The sequence below is a fragment of the Pedobacter sp. AK013 genome, from assembly GCF_014205835.1.
Classification (GTDB): Bacteria; Bacteroidota; Bacteroidia; order Sphingobacteriales; family Sphingobacteriaceae; genus Pedobacter.
In genome coordinates this window covers 37,507-53,866 of the sequence record NZ_JACHCQ010000004.1, presented here as the reverse complement: position 1 = coordinate 53,866, position 16,360 = coordinate 37,507, and the positions used below count along the sequence as shown (strand labels likewise).

The following is a 16,360-nucleotide window of genomic DNA, read 5'->3' as shown; positions in this document are numbered from 1 at the left end:
ATGCGATAATTTATTTCATTTCCTGCTCTAAAACCGGAATTAAAAAGTTGGATAAGGCTGGGGTACGGTGCTCCTTCTTACTGATTTTAATCATTTTTTCGACAATATCCGGATGCTTTTCAGCCAGGTCGTTTTCTTCTTTAATGTCGCTCTCCAGATTGTACAAGGCCCAATGTGCATTGCCTTTAAGCATATTGAGGCGTACCCCTTTCCAGTTACCTAAGCGGATAGCTTGCTGACCACCATATTCAGGGTATTCGAAATACAAATAAGGATGTGTATTTTTCTGCGGCTGCCCCAGCAAAGTAGGCAAAATGCTGATGCCATCAACCTCTCTGGGCGTATTTAAACCAAGCAGATCGCAAAAGGTAGGCATCATATCCATGGTGGAAGCAATCAGATTACTGGTACTACCGGGCTTCACTTTTCCGGGCCACGAAACAATAAACGGTTCGCGGATACCGCCTTCGTGAACAAAACCCTTACCCCAGCCATAACTGCCTTTAAACGGACCTGTACTGTTGAAAAAAACTGGATCAACCCCAGCATTAAAAGCTACACCATTATCGGCCGAAAACAGGATGATCGTATTATCATACACGCCTTTTGCCTTCAGCTCCTTAATCAATTCGCCCACCTGCCTGTCAAGCAAGGTAATCATAGCGGCATAAGTAGCACGCGGGTAACGACAAGGAAAATAAGACCCATCGCCCAGAAAGGGTTTTTCATCACCAAATTTCTGATGGTAATAAGCCACCAGATCTTTAGGTGCCTGCAAGGAAACATGCGGTAACGGTGTTGGATAATACAAGAAAAATGGCTTGGCTGCATTTTTATCAATAAATTTTAATGCTGCCCTGATCAAAAAATCGGGACCATAATCTTTCTGCGCATATTTCTCGTAATTTTTCTCATCCCGACTATCCAAATCTTTAGGAAAAGTAACTGTTGGCGGCTGAATTTTGTTATCTAAAGGGATTCTGTTTTCGTTTTCCCACAGGTGGCCACTATAATAGGTATGATCTTGCCGCTGACAGATATAGCCATAAAAATAATCAAAGCCCTGTTGCGTTGGGAAACCAGTAGTAAAGGGTGCGCCCAAGCCCCATTTACCTACCATACCTGTAATATAACCTGCACTTTTTAACACTTCTGCTAAGGTAATTGTCGAATCGGGTATTGGATACTGCCCTTCCAGATAAGGGTTTTCTTCCATGGCCTTAAAATCCCAAACAGGTCCGCGTTCGCCCCACTCGTGGTTACCACGTATAAAGGCTTTCCCGGAGTTTTGGCCCGTCATTAAAATATAACGTGAAGGCGCACATACCGGATAGGCATAGTGCTGGGTAAAGCGCATACCGCGTTTGGCCAAAGCATCCAGATTAGGCGTTTCAATTTTCTCCTGCCCATAACAACCCAGTTCGCCATAACCCATATCATCGGCCAGGATATAAACGATATTAGGTTTGGGCCGATTAGCTTTTTTTATCGCTTTTTGGGCAAAGGCTGTGCAAAAAGCAAATAAGCTCAGGGCGAAAAGCAAGAGTTTACGTTTCATTATTGTTTCCTGATAATGGGTTTGTACTGATTAGTACAGCTAAAATAACGCATTCAGCAAACACTCGTATCTTAAAAAAATACGCAAACGATTGACCATTTGAATTATTACAAAAACTCATAAAAAAAGGCGTACAGCTTATCGCTATACGCCTCTACCTAACCCTCCTACATCTACCTTATTTTTTATCTGGCACGAAGTTCATTGAGATCGAATTTACACAATGGCGGGTGTCTTTACTGGTAAACCCTTCGCCCAAAAATACGTGGCCTAAATGTGCACCACAATTGGCACAAACAATTTCTGTACGCGAGCCATCGGCATCAGGAATACGCTTCACAGCACCTTTAATTTCGTCGTCGAAAGCAGGCCAGCCACAATGTGCATCGAACTTGCTTTCTGAACGGTATAAGGCCGCATTACAACGTTTACAGGTATAAGTTCCTTTATCTGTGGTATGCTCATATTTACCTGTACCAGGGTATTCTGTACCTTTATTTACAATTACTCTTTCTTCTTCGGGTGTTAATGGATTCCAGTTCATTTTCTTTTTTGGTATGATTTGTTCCGTTTCCTCTGATTGTTTTACGGCTTTCTTCTCTTGCTTTTGTGCACAAGCCGGAAGAACTGTTATTAAAACAACAGCAGAAAGCAAAAATAGTTTATTTAACATCGTTTTCATATCTCAATATACGCTATAGATTCTGTTTTGGTTTACTGGTTTAACGGTTTGTATTAGTGTTTACAAAGGAATGATAATTCATTTTGAGGTTGGGAATTTTCAGTTTTGGATGCAGAACCTCGCCCTGAAAAAGTCTGAGTGGTAATGTTCTTTTCCTCCAGCCCCTCTTCTGAAGGAGAGGGAAACAAAAGGATAGTGGTTTTAAGCAAAAGCATTAAGATTCCCGCCAGCGCGGGAATGACGGCAAAAGAAGTAAAATGACGGTAACAGCCCAGCTTCGTGTGCTTTGTACCTTAGTGTTTTAAAACATAAATTGCACCCTTAACGGTTAAAAATAGTGCTTAAAACAAAAAGCGTCCCGAACCTAATCGAAACGCTTTTTTATAAAGAGATTTTTCAAATCTTACTTTGCTAATTCTTCTGCCATTGCAGCACCAATTTCAGCAGGACTTTCTACTACACGAATACCACACTCGCGCATGATTTTCATTTTAGCCGCTGCAGTATCATCAGCGCCACCAACAATAGCACCAGCATGCCCCATTCTACGTCCCGGAGGTGCAGTTTGACCAGCAATGAAACCAACAACAGGTTTAGTACCGTTTTCTTTGATCCAACGGGCAGCTTCTGCTTCCATTCCACCACCAATTTCACCAATCATGATGATACCGTGAGTTTCAGGATCGTTCATTAATAATTTAACTGCTTCTACAGTTGGCGTTCCGATAATTGGATCACCACCGATACCGATAGCCGTTGTAATACCTAAACCAGCTTTAACCACCTGATCTACTGCTTCGTAAGTTAAAGTTCCTGATTTAGAAACCACTCCTACATGACCTTTTTTGAAGATAAAGCCTGGCATGATACCAATTTTAGCTTCATCAGCCGTAATTACACCTGGGCAGTTAGGACCAATAAGCGTAACATCACGGTCTGCAATATATTCTTTAACCTGAATCATATCCTTAGTTGGGATACCTTCAGTAATGCAAACAATAACTTTAATACCACCTTCGGCAGCTTCCATAATTGCATCAGCGGCAAAGGCCGGTGGCACAAAAATGATAGATACATTTGCACCCGTTTGATCAACGGCATCTTTAACAGTATTAAAAACAGGCTTTTCTAAATGCAATTGCCCACCTTTGCCAGGCGTTACACCACCAACTACGTTTGTACCATAGGCCAGCATCTGCTCAGCGTGGTAAGTTCCTTCGTTTCCGGTAAAACCCTGAACGATAACTTTAGAATCTTTATTTACTAAAACGCTCATGTATCAATTTTTTTTTTGTGCAAAGCTAATATTATTGACTGGAAAGTCAAACCGAAAAGCATATTATTTGCCCCGTTTTTTCAGGAAAATGTAAGGAAATGTTTTATGGCAGTTGTAGCCTACCGCAGCAAGCTTTCGATTATAAACCTGATAACGGTAAACACGGAGTTTAACGCCAGGGTCTGGCAACGCAACAGCGTAACACTTCACATTAATACCATTAGCAATGGAATGCTGAAAATTCTTTTTATATTTATTTATCTTATCTGTCACTAATTTATTTATTCATGAAAGCCATCAGCTCTGCGAGTGTGATCCATGTATCCAACCTACCTGCTTCCCTTTCCTATTACTGCGATATTCTTGGCTTCAGCGAAGATTTCCGCTTCGGTGATTATGTAGGCCTGCTGCACGGGAATGTTCTTGTGCACCTCAACGGCCAGACCAATCAGGGCATTAAAAAGATCCCCGGTGGTGCCCACCTCTGCATCGACTGCGATACAGTAGACAGCTTTTATGAGCAGATTAAAGCTAAGGGAGCCCTCATTACCGTAACCCTTGATGACCGCGATTACGGCATGCGCGATTTCGGGGTCAACGACCCTGATGGGAATACCCTCGTATTCGGCAGTTCCATTGTCTAAAGCAGATAACAGATATAAAAATGAACCACATATATAACAAAGCATTAGCTGTATTATTTTTTACATTCATTATTTCAGTCGCCGCAAAAGCCCAAACAGCCGATACCAGTAAATACATTTTGCAAAACGATTTTGAAGTGGCCAAAACCGAACCTGGCACCCACAATGGCGGTGGCGAAACCATAGGTTTTAACTTTTTTAGTAAGGCTGAAAACCTGAAAACAGCCTTTAGGAAAAGAATATTGAAACCCGGTTCATCAATCGGTTACCACCTGCAGAAAGAAGATGAGATTTACTATGTGATCAGCGGAAATGGAACCATGCAAATGAACGGAAAAACTTTTGCTGTTAAACCTGGTGATGCCATTTTAACCCGACCAGGCAGTTCGCATGGTATTGCCCCTAATGCAGGTAACGACTTAACCATTTTGATTGTTTACGAAAAGAAATGATGATATTAGTACCTTGGTGAATGTTACTGCCGGAGCCGGAGGATAAGGGTCTTTGGCTACCCTCAACCTGACAATCCATTATTAAAGAAGAACAATCTAAACACTACAGAACCTTACGATGGAATTAGAAAAACATTACACCAATAGAACAGGCTGGCTAAGGGCTGCCGTACTTGGTGCCAATGATGGCATTATTTCTACAACCAGTTTGGTTATCGGTATTGCTGCAGCCAGTGATACGAGGAGTCCGATTGTTCTGGCTGCCCTGGCTGGATTAGTAGCAGGTGCACTATCAATGGCAGCTGGCGAATATGTTTCGGTAAGCTCGCAAGCTGATATTGAAAAGGCAGATCTGGCCCGTGAGAAAATAGAACTAGAAACCATGCCAGAGGTGGAGTTGAAAGAACTTACCAAAATATATGTAGCACAAGGTTTGGATGAAGATTTGGCCCTGCAAGTAGCTATAAAATTGACGGAGATGGATGCCTTAAGCACACATGCCAGAGACGAATTGGGTATTAACGAGTATACCCAGCCCAAACCACTTCAAGCAGCTTTCGCATCGGGTGCATCTTTTATCAGTGGTGGTATCTTACCCTTTCTTGTCGCCTTTTTTGCACCAATAAAATCGATGGTGTTTTATCAATATGGCTTTGCTATCGTTTTCTTAGCCCTATCTGGCGCAATTGCAGCAAAGGCAGGAGGCTCCAGTATCATTAAAGGGGTATTACGGATTTGTTTTTGGGGAACAGTTGCTATGGCAGTAACCGCTTTAGCCGGGTATATTTTCGGGGCTAAGACCAGTTAATCTGTAGGTAGTGCTATACTTGTAGTACTGTGAATCTGGGATTTAGTTAAAAGATTACAAAACCTTAATTCCCGAATCGAGATTGCAATCCCGATTAACACAAAAAGAAAAAGCTGGCTTAAAAATTAATCCAGCTTCTCTTATTTATTTGAAATGATCGCTAGTCGACTAAAGATTCAAGACTACTGACTCCAAACTTACTTCCATCCTTTTACCCACTCGGCCTGAGCCGCTTCATTATGGAAAGTCCAGGCTACAAAGCGGCTTATTTTTTGTCCCTGGCTCATTTGCACCGTACGTACTTCAAAAGCATTTTCTTTAACCAAATTTTTATAGATACTTTTTAGGTTTGCACTTTTAGAAACGAGTGAACTGAACCATAACACCTGATTTTTGATTTGTGCACTCTGGATAATGATCTGTTCTACAAAGGCACGTTCGCCACCAGGGCACCAAAGTTCTGCCTTGTTACCGCCAAAGTTTAATACATGTTTTACTTCTTTTTCATTTCCGCCCAAGTTACGCCATTTCTGACGGGTACCCTGTTCGGCTTCTTTTAACGATGAGTGAAACGGTGGGTTGCAAACAACAGCATCAAAACGCTCGGTTCTACCTACGATCCCTCTAAAAATACCCATTTTTGATGATTGCTGACGGATTTCTACAGCACCCTGCAAAGGCTTGTTGGCTTCGATAATGCGTTTTGCCGATTCAACCGAAAGTGGGTCTATTTCTGAACCCACAAAGCTCCAGCCATATTCCTGGTGACCAATAATCGGGTAAATACAATTGGCACCAACGCCGATATCGAGTACATTAATTTTGGCACCTTTTGGATTTTTACCTTTATTACTCGACCCCAAGAGATCGGCTATATAATGGATATAATCAGCCCGGCCTGGAATAGGTGGACAAAGAAAATCTTGAGGAATATCCCATTGCTGGATATCGTAAAAATATTTCAACAATGCCCTATTTAATGCTTTTACAGCATTTTGATCAGCAAAATCAATAGAATCATCATTGTGCTCGTTTTTAAAAACGAAGCGTTTTAATTCTTTTGAAGTTGCAGTAAGTTGTTTGAAATTGTAACGCGAACGGTGTTTGTTGCGTGGGTGTAACTCGCTTTTTTCTTTGCGGTTATTTTGTTCTTCTTGAGCCAATGTGCTATGGATTAATTAAACAAACTGTGTTGCCTGTTTCTGATGCAAAGATACATAAAAAGGCTGAAGGTGTGAAGGTTGAGGGATAGAAGGCTTACGGAGCATTCGACATGCTGATTTATTTTACAAGTGCAAATAGTGTTTTCAACTGCCTTGTAGCTACTCCGTGGTCAGCATCGTTCTTCCCATTAAGACCCTGAAATGAATTCAGTGTGACGCTTCGACAGGATAGCTCCAAACTAAAGTTCTTCTACCTTTTCTATCATTACGGGCTGTATGGCCTTCTTATACTTTTCTTCATCAAACTGGTTTTCACTTTTAGCAATCACGATGGTAGCTACCCCGTTTCCAATTACATTGGTTATAGCTCTGGCTTCACTCATAAAACGGTCTACACCAATTAAGATCGAGATATGTTCAATTGGCATAATTTTTAAGGCAGTTAAGGTTGATACCAAAACGATAAAACCACTTCCTGTTACCCCAGCGGCTCCTTTCGAAGTAACCATGAGCACACCTAAAACGCTAATCTGCTGCCCCAGTGTTAAATCGACATGAAAAACCTGGCAAAGAAATATAACAGCCATGGCCAGATAAATTGCTGTCCCATCGAGATTAAATGAATAGCCAGTAGGGATAACCAGGCCAACAACCGATTTATCGCAACCAATGGTCTCCATTTTTTGCATCATACTTGGTAAGGCCGATTCGGAAGAAGAGGTACCCAATACAATTAAAATTTCCTGGCGGATATACTTCAGATAAGCCCATAGGCTAAATTTGTAGTATCGGCAAATTCCATTTAAAACGATAAAAATAAACAGGATACAGGTTAAATAAACTGAGCCCATAAGCTTGGCCATTCCAACTATACTTTCCAGGCCATGAGTACCAATGCTGAAAGCCATCCCACCAAAAGCACCAATTGGCGCTAATCGCATAATCAGCTTCATAATTTTAAACAACACCTTCGATATTTTATCAAAGGCATTCAAAACTACAGTACCGTCAGCATCCAGTTTATTCAGTCCATAGCCAAAAAGAATGGCAAATAATAAAATCTGTAAAATATTGCCTTCGGCAAATGAGGCAATAATATTATGCGGGATAATGTGCAGAAAGAACTCGGCCCAGTTCATATCTTTTGCCTGCTCGGCATAACCTGCAATTTTTGTAGCATCGCCGGCTTTTGCTATCGTTCCGGCACCCGGCTTTAAAACGTTGGCCACCAATAAACCAATTACAATAGCTATAGTGCTTACAATTTCGAAATACAACAGTGCTTTGCCACCTACCCTGCCTACTTTTTTCATGTCGCCCATGTGGGCGATGCCTAAAACAATAGTAAAAAAAATAATTGGCGCAATTAACATGCTAATCAGGTTGATAAAACCCTGACTGATTAATTTAGCCGTAGGTGCAAAACCAGGAAAGTAAGCACCAACATACATGCCTATTATGATGGCAAGTAAAACCTGAAAGGTTAAATTGGAGAATACTTTCTTTGCAAATTCTATAAATGTCATTTACTTGATGTGAGTAGAGATATATGAGTATTTTTCTATTTAGTGGTACAATAAGTTAAAGCTCAACATTAAAATAGCCATTTCATTATTTATAAATACTGACTTCAATTTTCCCGTCGGCTGTTATGGTACCTCTGTACATTCCTTCAGTATTAAATGGCATGGTAACATTGCCTTTTTTATCTAAAGCAATTAAACCGCCATCGCCACCCATTTTCCCTACTTTATCTAAGGCAATTTTCGAAGCTTCTACAACAGATAAGCCTTTATATTCCATTAAATCGGAAATTGTTTTGGCCACCACATTGCGGATATAAAATTCTCCCCAACCCGTACAAGAAATGCCAGCCGTTTCATTATTGCAATAAGTACCTGCACCAATAATAGGCGCATCGCCAACCCGCCCGTATTTTTTGTTTGTCATACCCCCAGTTGAAGTTCCCGCGGCTAAGTTACCTGCTTGATCTAAGGCTACACAACCTACAGTACCGAATTTATAATCGTGATTTTTGATTCCAAGCAACTCCGATTTCTTGTTTCCATGGTCTAACACCGCTTTCGCAGAATCTTCTTTAATTGCTTTTTGCAGCCCATCCCAGCGCTCTTTTGTCCAGAAATATTTTGGATCTACAATTTCCAAACCCACTTCTTTTGCAAACTGCTCAGCACCAGCGCCAATCATCATTACATGTTCCGATTTTTCCATTACTGCCCTTGCTGCAGAAATTGGATTTTTAATGGTGGTTACCCCGGCAACCGATCCAGCCATTAAGGTTTTACCATCCATTATTGCCGCATCAAGCTCGTTTCTGCCATCATGTGTAAAAACAGCGCCTTTACCTGCATTAAAATGTGGATCATTTTCCATCACATGAATAGTGGCCTCAACGGCATCCATACTGGTTTTCCCAGCTTTAATTTCTGCATAACCCGCTTGTAAGGCCTGTGTTAAAACAGCAATATAGGAGGCTTCCTTTTCAGGAGTCATATTCTTTTTAAGGATGGTGCCGGCACCGCCGTGAATAACCATTATATATTTTTTCTGCTGTGCCGAAACTTGCAGGGTTAAAGCTGAAAATAAGAATAGGGTAAGTAATTTTAACAGTTTCATCTTCCTATTGGTTTAAGAAGCTGTTAAATTAAGAAAATCCTGGAGAATAAGTAAGTTTAAACTTTGGCAATCCCTTTTGATGAGAATTGCAGATCGTAAAGCTTTTTATAGTAGCCGTTTAATTTTAAGAGCTGCTGATGTGTACCTTTTTCTTTGATTTCGCCCTTATCGAGCACAATAATCTGATCAGCCTTCTGGATGGTCGACAAACGGTGGGCAATTACAATTGAGGTACGGCCTTCCATTAAATTATCAATGGCTTTCTGAATCAATAATTCTGTTTCGGTATCAACTGATGAAGTGGCTTCATCTAAAACCAAAATAGCGGGATTGTGCACCAGCGCACGGATAAAAGAAATTAACTGCGCCTGACCGGCTGAAAGCGTAGCACCTCTTTCCATCACATTATATTGATAACCGCCAGGTAAACGTTCGATAAAATCGTGTGCGCCAACTTTTTTAGCCGCATTAACCACTTCCGCTATCGTAATTTCGGCGTTATTAAGTGTGATATTGTTTAAAATGGTGTCCGAAAACAAGAAAACATCCTGAAGTACAGTGGCAATGTGGCTTCTTAGGTAATCCAGATCAAAATCGTCTATACGAATACCATCAACGGTAATATCTCCTTTTTTCACTTCGTAAAAACGGTTCAGGATATTAATGGTAGAAGATTTACCAGCACCTGTAGCGCCTACCAAGGCCACAGTTTCGCCAGCCTTCACTTCAAATGTAAGATCTTTCAATACGTAGTTCTCGTCATTATAGGCAAACCAAACCTTTTCGAATTTAATATTTCCGTCTAATTTGGCTGGCTTTTGTGTCCCCGTATTTGGCGTAGTTTCATCAGTATCCAGAACTTTAAAAACACGTTCGGCACCCACCATCCCCATCTGTAGCGTATTAAACTTATCTGCCAACTGGCGGATCGGCGTAAATACCATACCCAGGTACATAATAAACTGTGTAATGGTTCCGGGGGTTACATCCAATGGTTTAGAAAGAATACTTTTTGCACCGTACCACACCAACAATCCCAACGACATGGCTGAGATTAACTCCACTACGGGGAAAAAAATAGAATAATACCAGTTAGAACGGATATTGGCATCGCGATACCGTTTATTAATGGCGTAGAACTTTCTGTACTCCTGTTTCTCCCTCGCAAAGTACTGAACAATAGAACCCCCCGTAATATGTTCTTGTAAAAAGGTATTCAGGTTGGAAACCTCATTCCTGATTTCCTGAAATGCAACCTTAATCGCCTTCTGGAATTTTCGGGTAGCCATAATTAACAGCGGAATAGGCAACAGTACTACTAAACTTAACTGCCAATCGGTATATAACATTACGCCCACAATTACGACCACCTGCAAACTGTCGCCAATCATGGAGATTAAACCTTCCGAGAAGATGTCTGCAATGGTTTCTAAATCAGAAACAGTTCTGGTAATTAATTGTCCTATTGGTGTTTTATCGAAAAATTTAAGTCGGAGTTTGGTAATATGGTTAAAAACGTTGATCCGCAGATCGCGGATAACCGACTGACCTAGTGTATTGGTTAAAAGCGTATGGTTATATTGGATCAAAGTCTGTAAGATCAGCATAAAGATCATCAGCATGGTCATATTTACCAGGCCAGAATAATTGCCTGTTAAAATATAATGATCGAGTGTATACTTAATCAAAAACGGACGGACGGGCGAAATGGCCGCAAGCAGAATGGTTAAAATAACCGACCATACAAAAACAGCACGGTAAGGCTTTACGTATTGAAAAATACGTTTCAGTAATCCGGTGTTATATACGTCGCCTGTAACTGCCATGTTTATGGTTAACTGTTTAATTGTTCAAATTGGTTAACTGCCATTTAACTAAATGTTTTAGTCCTTAAACTGGTTAATTGGATTCGGTTTTGATTAACCGATTAACCAGTTTAAACAATTAACCTATATAAGGGTATTCTATCTTCACTAAATACAAACCGCAAGCAGGCACCGATTGCCCTGCGTTACTGCGATTTTTACTTTCTATAATTGCTTTAAAATCCGTTAAATTTATTTCTTTTTTACCGATCTGTACCAAAGTACCCATAATAGCCCTTACCATGTTCCGCAAAAAGCGATCGGCCTGGATGGTAAAAACTAATCCATCTTCTTGTTGTTCGAAAACGGCTTTAGCCACTTTACAATTGTTGGTAAAGGTCTGCGTATTTGATTTACTGAAGCAAGAAAAATCGGTATAATTTAATAACAGCGCCGCTGCATTGTTCATCGCTTCTATATCCAATTTATCTTTAACCAACCAAGATCGGTTAAGTTTGAAAGGATTCTTTTCGAAGTGCATATAATACTTATAGGCACGTGCAGTAGCATCAAAGCGGGCATGCGCCTCATCATGTACCGGTATAATTTTTTTTACAGCAATTTGATAGGGCAACATGGCATTAATACCAGTTACCGCGTTTAAAACCTTTACCTCTTCTAAACCTTCAACATCAAAGTGCGCATAAAAATCAGTAGCATGTACGCCGGCATCTGTTCTGCCGCAGCCTAAAGTTTCGATAGGCTGTCTAAAAAAAACAGACATAGCCTTATCTAACAATTCCTGAACGGTAATTGCATTAGGTTGGGTTTGCCAGCCATGGTACAAGCTGCCATCGTAAGCCAATTGGATGAAATACCTTTTTTTACTCAAAGCGATGCAAAAATACTTTTTTCCTTTTATTACAAGGTGCAGTAACCCCGAATTAAATATTATTTCAACTGTAAAATGTTAAATGGTTAGAAAAAATTATAATTTTATCATCTCCTATCAAGATCTAAACACGCCATGAAGCTCAAAAAAACGGTTATTTTATCCATCTTTTCCATAGCCATTGTTTCTTGTACAGTGCAAAAGCCTGTTTCAAAAAACGAAAAACACAACAACCAATTTTCACAAACAAAGGTTGACAGTATAAGGAATTATTTATCGGCTATATCCGATAAACCGGTAAAAGACACCGTGATCATTAAATACGATTTCAATCATGCCGGCTGCTGGAACGCTCTTGATCAACAGACTGACAACTATATCGCCAAAATTATCATATCTACAAATGATTTTATTTCAAAGTATAAAATTTCACATCCTGGTACTTCCGTATATCAGATTAAAGAAAGTGGTAAAAACTTTAACAAACTCATACTGTGGAACAAAAAAATTCTCACCGACGGGGGCTACCTGAGAAAAAATATATTCACAAAGAAAACAACTTGTGGAACATCGTTAGTATTGTATCCCAATGGCTCCTATAAATTCTTTTACTCTGATCCGCACTTTATGCCGCTACAGCCAAACAAACAATAAACTACCACAAATATGAGTTTAGTTAAATTGCAAGCAAAAGCAATTTTATCTAAGTTTGCCATAAATAATAATTCAACATGATACAAAGAATACAATCTGTCTGGCTTTTTTTAGCAACTCTAACGCTTATTTTAATGCTTTTTTTACCAATTGCAACAAAAGTTGTCAACGGTGATGAGAATCAAGTATTCACAAATGGGCTGCACTATTTTGTTAATGGAAAAACGGGAAAGGTATTAAATGTTGATGTTTTTCTGCCATTAATCATTACACATTCGGTACTGATATTATTGTGCTTCATCAACATTTTTAAATTTAAAAAAAGAACTCAACAAAAACAGATTGCAATATTTACCGTTGCAGCTATTGCGGGTTTTGCTTTTTGGTGTAGCATTTATGCAAAAGAACTGCCTGGGGGCATTGATGGCGCAAATTTTGGTATTGGCGCTTACTTACCAGCTGTAGCTATCCTGTTTGTTGTATTGGGTATTTTCGGCATCAATAAAGATGAAAGGTTGATCCGCTCGGCCGAAAGGTTGAGGTAATTTTTTAATTGCAAACCGAAAAATTAACCTCTCTTATGCGGATTAAAATAAATTATGCGGTTAACTATATTTTTTCCGCTTTTTTGCTTTGTGGGATCTTATCATGCAACAAAAGCGTCCATACTTTTGGCAAAACCAAAATCGCAAAAAGTGTTGACTCTATCTACCTTAAGCAGAGAATAGCCGAAATAAAAAGCTTAAATACCGATATTTTTACGAAAGGATCGTTCAAAGGTACTGCCGATACGCCAATTGTATACCGCTTATTAAAACCTCATAATTCCAAAAGCAAGCTTCCGTTGGTTATCGTATTTCATGGATCAAATGCGGTTGGAAACGACAATGCCAGCCAGCTGGGTATATTGGCAAAACTATTTGCCACGCGTGAAATACAGGCAAAATACCTAGCTTTTGTTTTGGCGCCACAGTTCCCTTCCCGATCATCAAATTACGTACTGGATCATAATAGAAACCTTTTAACCTCGGTACCACAGCCTTGTTTAACAACTGCATTGCAACTGATTGATAGCTTAAAAAACAATTTAAATATTGATGAGGAAAGGATTTACCTCATCGGTTTTTCGATGGGTGCTTCTTCAGTGATTAACGCCTTAGCATTAAAACCAGATGTATTTGCCGCAGGGATCAGTATTTCGGGCATACCTCAATTTAACCAGGTAAATCGGCTCGCAAACATTCCAATCTGGCTCATTCACGGAAATATCGACACCGAAAACCCTTTTAATAGTGATGAACAGTTTTTTAAAGAAGTAAGCTATAAAAACAAAACCAGGTTTTGGGAATTCGACAATCTGGCCCATAACGATATATTTGCTCCAGCAATATTAACAGATGCGTTACCGAAGTGGTTATTTAAAAACAAACGTAAATAACTGCATTAACTCTGCCACCTAAACCCGGTTGGAGTGGAAATCCTTTTTAAAACCTGAAAGGTTTAAAAAGATTGAAACGGAAAACGGGACTGAGGTAACCTAAGCCCACTACAGCCGCTTTTCATACAAAAAACACATGTTCTTATTGCAATCACAACCTCAATTTAAACCTACTCCGCCCCGCCTTTTCCATTACCTATCTTACATCTACCGTTACTTCCTTATTTTCAAATATTTAGCCCAAAAAACTATTTACTTGATTCTCTGTGAAATACGAAATATTAACCTTACCTTTGCGGCTCAATTAAAAATAAAAAGACGAATGACAAACCCATTTCAATTATTGGGGATAAGTGATGACGTCGTTAATGCCGTAAAGGACCTTGGATTTGAAAATCCAACGCCAATTCAGGAGCAAAGTATTCCTGTACTGTTAGAAGGCACTAATGATTTTGTTGGTTTGGCCCAAACAGGAACAGGAAAAACAGCCGCATTTGGTTTGCCGCTGTTAGAACTAATCGATTTTAAAGTTAACAAACCACAGGCATTGATTTTATGCCCTACCCGTGAGTTATGCTTGCAGATCGCTAACGACCTTAAAAACTTTTCTAAAAACATTGCTAATGCCCACGTTGTTGCCGTTTACGGTGGCGCGAACATTATGCAACAACTACGCGAAATACGCCAAGGCGTTCAGATCGTAGTGGCCACGCCCGGCCGTATGTTGGATATCATTGGCCGTAAAGCCATCGATTTCTCAAACGTTAAATATGTTGTGCTTGATGAAGCTGACGAGATGTTGAACATGGGTTTCCAGGACGATATCAATGACATTTTATCAACTACTCCTGATGACAAAAAAACCTGGTTGTTCTCGGCTACAATGCCTGCAGAAGTTCGCCGTATAGCTAAAAACTATATGGATAACCCTGTTGAATTAACCATGGGCACAAAAAATACAGGTAACGTAAACATCGAACACGAATATTACATTGTTCGTGCACGTGATAAATATGCTGCCTTAAAACGTATTGTAGATTTTAATCCTGAAATTTTTGCTGTAGTATTTTGCAAAACCAAACTGGATACGCAAGATGTTGCAGAGCACTTAATTAAGGATGGTTACAATGCTGATGCTTTACACGGCGATTTATCGCAACAACAACGTGATAAAGTAATGCAACGTTTCCGTGAGCGTAACATGCAGTTGTTAATTGCTACTGATGTTGCCGCACGTGGTATCGATGTAAACAATGTAACGCACGTAATAAACTATTCTTTACCTGACGAGATTGAAAGTTATACCCACCGTTCTGGCCGTACCGGCCGTGCTGGTAAAACGGGTATCTCTATCTGTATCATCAACTCTAAAGAATTAGGTAAAATCCGTCAGTTAGAGCGTATTATAGGTAAACAATTTACCAAAGCTGAGCTACCAACAGGATTTGACGTTTGTGAAAAACAATTATTCTCTTTGGTACATAAAGTACACAATGTAGAGGTTAATAACGAACAGATTGATCAGTACATTCCTCGTATTATGGACGAATTTGCTGATTTAAGCAAAGAAGATGTAATTAAACGTTTTGCATCTTTAGAGTTTAACCGTTTCCTGGATTATTATTCTAAAGCACCAGATTTAAATGCTGCAGTAGGTGATGATCGCGGTGAAAGAGGAGAGCGCGGCGAAAGACGTGGACGCGGTAGCGAAGGTTACACCCGTTTATTCATTAACCTAGGCTCTGTAGATGAGTTTACCCGTGGCGATATGTTATCATTTATCTGTAACAACGGTAAAATTGGTGGCAAAAGTGTTGGTAAAATTGATTTAAAAGGTGTTTTCTCTTTCTTTGAAGTAGAAGATGCTGTTGCCGACAAAGTTTTTGAAGGCTTTAAATCAGTTGAATTTAACGGTCGCCAGGTACGCATCGAAAAAAGCGGAGACGGCGGTCGTGAAGGTGGAGAAAGACGCGGTGGCGGTGAAAGACGTGGCGGTGGTTTCGGCGGTGAACGCAGAAGCGGCGGTGGCGGTGGTTACCGTGGCGGCGACAGAAGATCAGGCGGTGGTAGCGGAAGACGCGAAGGCGGAAACAGCGGTGGCGGTTTCAGAGATTTCTCTGGACGTAGCCGTGATGACAAAGGTGGCAACACCGGAGGTCCACGCAGAGAAGGCGGAAACCGTGAAGGTGGCGAACGCAGAAAAAAATGGTAAATTACTAAACCAAATATTTTACAGCCGTCTCGATTTTTCGGGGCGGCTTTTTTTTGCAATAAGTCGATTAGGATTATTATTTTCAATTAGAGATTAGATTTTTCCTGTGCTGTCAGATATTACCATCTGACAGGTAATC

General features: G+C 40.1%; 16 protein-coding genes. 7 read left to right on the top strand and 9 right to left on the bottom strand.

Translation table 11 applies throughout. The features are described 5' to 3' along the window. Positions 1-10: 10 nt before the first annotated feature. From HDC90_RS04105 to HDC90_RS04090, 4 genes are all read right to left on the bottom strand, one after another. A complete protein-coding gene (locus tag HDC90_RS04105) occupies positions 11-1,558 on the bottom strand; it encodes an arylsulfatase (protein ID WP_184464141.1) in 1,548 nt (515 codons plus the stop codon). A gap of 178 nt (positions 1,559-1,736) precedes the next feature. Then, positions 1,737-2,240: a methionine-R-sulfoxide reductase gene (locus HDC90_RS04100; RefSeq protein ID WP_184464140.1), complete on the bottom strand. Its 504-nt coding sequence runs from the start codon at positions 2,238-2,240 to the stop codon at positions 1,737-1,739. Positions 2,241-2,643: 403 nt separating this feature from the next. After that, positions 2,644-3,516: a succinate--CoA ligase subunit alpha gene (gene sucD / locus HDC90_RS04095; protein WP_090984694.1), complete on the bottom strand. Its 873-nt coding sequence runs from the start codon at positions 3,514-3,516 to the stop codon at positions 2,644-2,646. A 63-nt stretch (positions 3,517-3,579) separates the two neighbouring features. After that, a complete protein-coding gene (locus HDC90_RS04090) occupies positions 3,580-3,789 on the bottom strand; it encodes a hypothetical protein (RefSeq protein WP_184464138.1) in 210 nt (69 codons plus the stop codon). A gap of 14 nt (positions 3,790-3,803) precedes the next feature. On the opposite strand from HDC90_RS04090, the gene HDC90_RS04085 reads away from it, so the two are divergent. From HDC90_RS04085 to HDC90_RS04075, 3 genes are all read left to right on the top strand, one after another. Next, positions 3,804-4,160, top strand: a complete 357-nt coding sequence (locus HDC90_RS04085; protein WP_184464137.1) for a VOC family protein — start codon at positions 3,804-3,806, stop codon at positions 4,158-4,160. 20 nt (positions 4,161-4,180) lie between these two features. Beyond that, positions 4,181-4,612 carry a cupin domain-containing protein gene (locus HDC90_RS04080; RefSeq protein ID WP_184464135.1) on the top strand — a complete coding sequence of 144 codons (432 nt, stop codon included), beginning with the start codon at positions 4,181-4,183 and terminating at the stop codon, positions 4,610-4,612. A 118-nt stretch (positions 4,613-4,730) separates the two neighbouring features. Further along, on the top strand, positions 4,731-5,420 hold the full coding sequence (locus HDC90_RS04075) for a VIT family protein (RefSeq protein WP_184464132.1): 690 nt from the start codon (positions 4,731-4,733) through the stop codon (positions 5,418-5,420). 197 nt (positions 5,421-5,617) lie between these two features. Here HDC90_RS04075 and rlmF read toward each other — a convergent pair whose 3' ends face one another. The 5 genes from rlmF to truA all read right to left on the bottom strand — a co-directional run bounded on the left by rlmF (position 5,618) and on the right by truA (position 11,917). Beyond that, entirely contained in the window at positions 5,618-6,583 is a 966-nt protein-coding gene (rlmF, locus tag HDC90_RS04070) for a 23S rRNA (adenine(1618)-N(6))-methyltransferase RlmF (protein WP_184464130.1), read from the bottom strand. 239 nt (positions 6,584-6,822) lie between these two features. Then, positions 6,823-8,109 (bottom strand): C4-dicarboxylate transporter DctA, encoded by a 1,287-nt coding sequence (gene dctA, locus HDC90_RS04065; RefSeq protein ID WP_184464128.1) that lies wholly within the window; start codon positions 8,107-8,109, stop codon positions 6,823-6,825. An 85-nt stretch (positions 8,110-8,194) separates the two neighbouring features. Next, entirely contained in the window at positions 8,195-9,220 is a 1,026-nt protein-coding gene (locus HDC90_RS04060; RefSeq protein WP_184464126.1) for an isoaspartyl peptidase/L-asparaginase family protein, read from the bottom strand. Between the two features lie 56 nt (positions 9,221-9,276). Further along, positions 9,277-11,046: an ABC transporter ATP-binding protein gene (locus HDC90_RS04055; RefSeq protein ID WP_184464124.1), complete on the bottom strand. Its 1,770-nt coding sequence runs from the start codon at positions 11,044-11,046 to the stop codon at positions 9,277-9,279. A 118-nt stretch (positions 11,047-11,164) separates the two neighbouring features. After that, positions 11,165-11,917 carry a tRNA pseudouridine(38-40) synthase TruA gene (gene truA, locus HDC90_RS04050; protein WP_184464122.1) on the bottom strand — a complete coding sequence of 251 codons (753 nt, stop codon included), beginning with the start codon at positions 11,915-11,917 and terminating at the stop codon, positions 11,165-11,167. 135 nt (positions 11,918-12,052) lie between these two features. Here truA and HDC90_RS04045 point away from each other — a divergent pair, with 135 nt between their 5' ends. From HDC90_RS04045 to HDC90_RS04030, 4 genes are all read left to right on the top strand, one after another. Continuing rightward, positions 12,053-12,571 (top strand): hypothetical protein, encoded by a 519-nt coding sequence (locus HDC90_RS04045; RefSeq protein WP_184464120.1) that lies wholly within the window; start codon positions 12,053-12,055, stop codon positions 12,569-12,571. A 77-nt stretch (positions 12,572-12,648) separates the two neighbouring features. After that, on the top strand, positions 12,649-13,116 hold the full coding sequence (locus HDC90_RS04040; protein ID WP_184464118.1) for a DUF4293 domain-containing protein: 468 nt from the start codon (positions 12,649-12,651) through the stop codon (positions 13,114-13,116). A 35-nt stretch (positions 13,117-13,151) separates the two neighbouring features. After that, a complete protein-coding gene (locus HDC90_RS04035; RefSeq protein WP_184464116.1) occupies positions 13,152-14,009 on the top strand; it encodes an alpha/beta hydrolase-fold protein in 858 nt (285 codons plus the stop codon). Positions 14,010-14,331: 322 nt separating this feature from the next. Next, positions 14,332-16,221 (top strand): DEAD/DEAH box helicase, encoded by a 1,890-nt coding sequence (locus tag HDC90_RS04030; RefSeq protein WP_184464114.1) that lies wholly within the window; start codon positions 14,332-14,334, stop codon positions 16,219-16,221. Positions 16,222-16,360: the final 139 nt, after the last annotated feature.